The sequence below is a fragment of the Aquiflexum sp. genome, assembly GCF_041749095.1.
GTDB lineage: Bacteria > Bacteroidota > Bacteroidia > Cytophagales > Cyclobacteriaceae > Aquiflexum.
On record NZ_JBGTCA010000172.1, the window covers coordinates 1 to 4,465 of the forward strand.

General features: G+C 41.1%; 4 protein-coding genes. 2 read left to right on the forward strand and 2 right to left on the reverse strand.

The window, feature by feature from the left end; all coding sequences use genetic code 11:
- On the reverse strand, positions 1 to 633 hold a 633-nt coding region (locus ACEW8O_RS08560; RefSeq protein ID WP_373494206.1), incomplete at its 3' end, for an O-methyltransferase.
- Between the two features lies 1 nt (position 634).
- Positions 635 to 1,864, reverse strand: a complete 1,230-nt coding sequence (locus ACEW8O_RS08565; protein ID WP_373494207.1) for a M16 family metallopeptidase — start codon at positions 1,862 to 1,864, stop codon at positions 635 to 637.
- A 140-nt stretch (positions 1,865 to 2,004) separates the two neighbouring features.
- On the opposite strand from ACEW8O_RS08565, the gene ACEW8O_RS08570 reads away from it, so the two are divergent.
- Together ACEW8O_RS08570 and ACEW8O_RS08575 are read left to right on the forward strand one after the other, a co-directional pair.
- On the forward strand, positions 2,005 to 3,294 hold the full coding sequence (locus ACEW8O_RS08570) for an aminopeptidase P family protein (protein ID WP_373494208.1): 1,290 nt from the start codon (positions 2,005 to 2,007) through the stop codon (positions 3,292 to 3,294).
- Between the two features lie 293 nt (positions 3,295 to 3,587).
- A partial coding sequence (locus tag ACEW8O_RS08575; protein ID WP_373494209.1) for a molybdopterin-dependent oxidoreductase occupies positions 3,588 to 4,465 on the forward strand: 878 nt, incomplete at its 3' end.

The following is a 4,465-nucleotide window of genomic DNA, read 5'->3' on the forward strand; positions in this document are numbered from 1 at the left end:
TGCAAGCATTAATCCGTCTCTGATAGGAAGAAGGACATTTTCGACTCGGGGATCATTTTGCACCATTTTATTGTAGTCCAGAATGATTTGTGTGTCTTTGTCAAATTTCTTTCCACCTTCGGCAATCACTTTTCCGGACCACAATACATTGTCTGCCAATATGATGCCACCTTGATTCATTTTTTCAACGACAAGGTTATAGTAATTGATATAGTTTGCTTTGTCCGCATCTATAAAGACCATGTCAAATTTCTCATCAATGGTAGGAATGATATCCATGGCGTTTCCTATCCGGTAATCTATTTTGGAAGCCAAACCGGATTTTTCAAAAAACCCTTTGACCATATCTTCCAGTTCCTCATTGATGTCCAAGGTGATGAGCTTGCCATTTTCACCTAATCCTCTTGCCATACAGATGCCGGAATAACCCGTGAAAGTTCCTATCTCCAAAATAACTTGGGGATGGAGCATTTTTACCAAAAATTCAAGGACTTTTCCCTGTAAATGACCGGAGAGCATCCTGGGTATCAATATCTTGGCGTGGGTTTCCCGGGAAATGTGCCGGAGCAGTTCATCTTCACCGCTGCTGTGGTCTTCACAATATGCCAATAGTTCGGGTGAAATAAAATCCATTTCAGGCAGGTATATAATTTAGGTAACTCAATTTGTCAGGGCTATAGACTTCATTGGCAATATCCATCAAATCCTCCGCTGTCGTTTCCCTGATGAGGCCAAAGATAGTATCCAAAGAGTCAATTTTACCTTTGTCCAGCAAGTTTTTACCAAAAACCAACATTAAGGCAGCATAATTTTCTTCCGCCATCGCCATTTGCCCGATGGCCTGTTCTTTGGCCATGTGCAGTTGCATGGTTCCCAGTTTTTTGAGCCTCAACTTTTCCATTTCCTTTAGCACTACTTTCTTGGCACGGTTTGCAGTCTTGGGTTCTGTACCAAAATAAACCCCTACAAAACCGGTGTCGGAAAATGCTTGATAATGTGATTCCACACTATAGACATACCCATGTTTTTCCCTTAAAGAAAGATTCAAACGGGAATTCATACTTGGGCCACCAAGGATATTATTGAGCAGGTAAAGTTGAAATCTCCTGGTATCATACAATGAAAATGCTGGTTTCCCAATGGCACAATGGGCCTGCGTAATTTCCTTTTCAACGGTTTTTACCTTAGGTTGATAATTGGTGAAACTGCTTCTGACATACAAACTTCTTTTCACAGGGATTTCGGCCAAAAAAGTTTCGATCTGTTGCAAAACTTTTTTGAAGGATATATTTCCGATTACCGAGAAAACAATCTGCGTGGTATCAAGCCTGGAAGAAATGAACTCAAAAAAGTCTTCCTGGGTAAAATTGGTTACAGTTTGTTCTGTGCCAAGGATATTTCTGCCCAAAGCATGTCCCTCAAAAATCAGCTCATCAAAATCATCCTGTATGGAATCATCCGGTGAATCGCGGTACATGGCCATTTCTTCCAATATGACCTGTCTTTCCTTGTCAATTTGTTTTCTTGGGAAGGTACTGTCGAAAGTAATGTCGCATAAAAGCTCGGCAGCTTTTGAGAAGTGTTCTTTTAGGGTACTTGAATAAAAACAGATTTTTTCCTTGGTAGTGTAGGCGTTCAATTCACCACCGAGGCACTCCAAGCGGTTGATGATATGATAAGCTTTCCTTTTTTTGGTGCCTTTGAAAGCCATGTGTTCCCAAAAATGCGCCAATCCTTCCTGTTCTTTGGACTCATCCCTACTTCCTATATTCAGTACAAAACCACAATGTACCATCCGGGTATGGCTGACTTCCTGATGGACTATTCGGATCCCATTTGGAAGTTCCTTTAAATTATATTGCATGCTATTTTTTCCTTGCCTCAAAGTACAAAGTTAAAAGACTTATTGATGTGTTTTTTTACCCAATTGATAAATGGTATTTTTGGTTCAATATCTATTATCTAATTTCAGGTCATTTCTATTCCCAAATATCAGAACACCTTATGAAATACAATCCATTATCTCAAGTCTTTTATATCAAAAACCGTCAAAAACTCAAAGAAAAACTTCCTCCAAAATCCCTGGCAGTATTTCATTCAAATGATATTTCGCCGACCAATGCAGATGGAACAGTACGTTTCCGACAGAATAATGACATTTTTTATCTCACAGGGATTGACCAAGAAGAATCTATTCTTGTGGTATGCCCTGACTTTCCTGATACGAACCTGAAAGAAGTGCTGTTCTTGCGGGAAACCAGCGAGCATATTGCCATTTGGGAAGGTCAAAAATATACCAAAGAGGAAGCTTTGGCCACATCGGGGATTGAAAATATCCAGTGGGTTTCCAATTTTGATGGTGTATTGAATTCATTGATGGCCCTAAGCGAAAATGTTTTTTTGAATACCAATGAACATCTACGTGCCGCTGTAGTGGTAGAAACAAGGGATGCCCGGTTTATTAAAACCTGTAAAAAAAGGTATCCGCTGCACCATTATCACCGGGTGGCTCCGATAATGCATGCTTTGAGGGCAGTAAAAGAAAAAGAAGAATTAGATCAAATGCAGATCGCCTGTGACATTACAGAAAAAGGTTTCAGAAGAATCCTTTCCTTTACAAAACCCGGAGTGACGGAATATGAAATAGAAGCGGAGTTGATCCACGAGTTTGTCCGCAATCGCAGTAGAGGTTTCGCCTATGAACCCATCATTGCCAGTGGTGCCAATGCATGTGTATTGCACTATATTGAAAACAAGGAAGTCTGCAAAGACGGGGACTTGATCCTTATGGACGTGGGGGCGGAATATGGTAATTATAATGCGGATATGACCAGGATCATCCCTGTCAATGGAAGGTTTACAAAAAGGCAAAAGGAGGTATATAATGCTGTATTGCGGGTGCAAAGAGGTGCCATGGATATTCTCAGACCGGGGATCAATATACAGGATTACCACAAAGAGGTGGGTTTGATGATGCAGTCAGAATTACTTGAATTGGGCTTAATTGATCAAAATGACATCAAAAATCAGGATCCGAAGACCCCCGCCTACAAAAAATACTTTATGCACGGCACTTCGCATCATTTGGGATTAGATGTCCACGATGTGGGTACCATGCACGAACCCATCACACCGGGTATGGTTTTTACCGTTGAACCTGGGATTTACATTCAGGAAGAAGGCTTGGGAGTAAGGTTGGAAAATAACATTGTCATCATGAAAGATAGTTATTTCGATTTAATGAGAAATATTCCGATAGAGGCAGAGGAGATCGAGGAATTGATGAATAGATAATATGGTTGTCGGGGTAGATACAGTGATTTCCTTGAAAATTGTCCGATGACAGATGTCAGATGCAAGAGCAACCGTCCTTCTGAGTTTCCAATATTCTGATAATGTTCAGAAAAGGTAATGACATCAGGTTACCCCTACCTAAGGCAGGCAGGCGTCATTCCGAGCACGAGGAATCCCCAAAGGTTCTATTTATGTTTATAACTATCATTTACTGATCCTATTGAGACCCTTCCTTCAGAGGTGACGAGCCGCTCCGATTACATCATTGGTAAATATCTTTTAGGAAGTTTTAAATGAAAAAAGAAAATAAAGTCAAAATCTCTCCAATGCCCGGGACTTCAGTTGGGTTCCCCGCCATCAAATCTGTTGGTTATTACCTTTGGGAAGAAACCTATGTTGGAAGGGGAGTCAGTACTTTGTTTAAACTCAACCAGCCCAAAGGCTTTGATTGCCCTAGTTGCGCATGGCCTGACCCGGATGCAGACAAGGTCAGTCAAATAGCGGAATACTGTGAAAATGGAGTCAAAGCCGTTGCTTGGGAATCCACCAAACGCAAGATTGAAGCTGATTTTTTTAAAGAAAATTCCATAGATGCACTTTTGGAAAAATCCGATCATTGGCTGGAAAAACAAGGGAGATTGACCCAGCCCATGATTTTAAGGGAGGGTTCCGAACATTATGAACCAATCTCATGGGATGAGGCCTTTGAATTCATCGCTGAAAAACTGAATGGACTTGACTCTCCTGATGAAGCCGTATTTTATACCTCAGGCAGGGCCAGCAATGAGGCAGCTTTTTTGTACCAATCTTTTGTAAGACAGTTTGGCACCAACAACCTCCCTGACTGTTCTAACATGTGCCATGAGGCAAGTGGAAAAGCCTTAAAAGAAACATTGGGGATTGGCAAAGCATCCGTGACCTTGGATGACATTGCCGAGGCTGATGTGCTAATCAATATTGGACAAAATGCCGGGACAAATTCACCGAGGATGTTATTGTCCCTTGAGCAGTTAAAGAAAAATGGTGGTAAAATTATTATTGTCAACCCCATGCCCGAAGCAGGTTTTATGCATTTCAGGCATCCGCAGAAACCATGGGAATGGATTGGGAAACCTACAAAAATCCATGACCTATACCTTTCCATAAAAATCAACGGTGACATTTTTTTCTT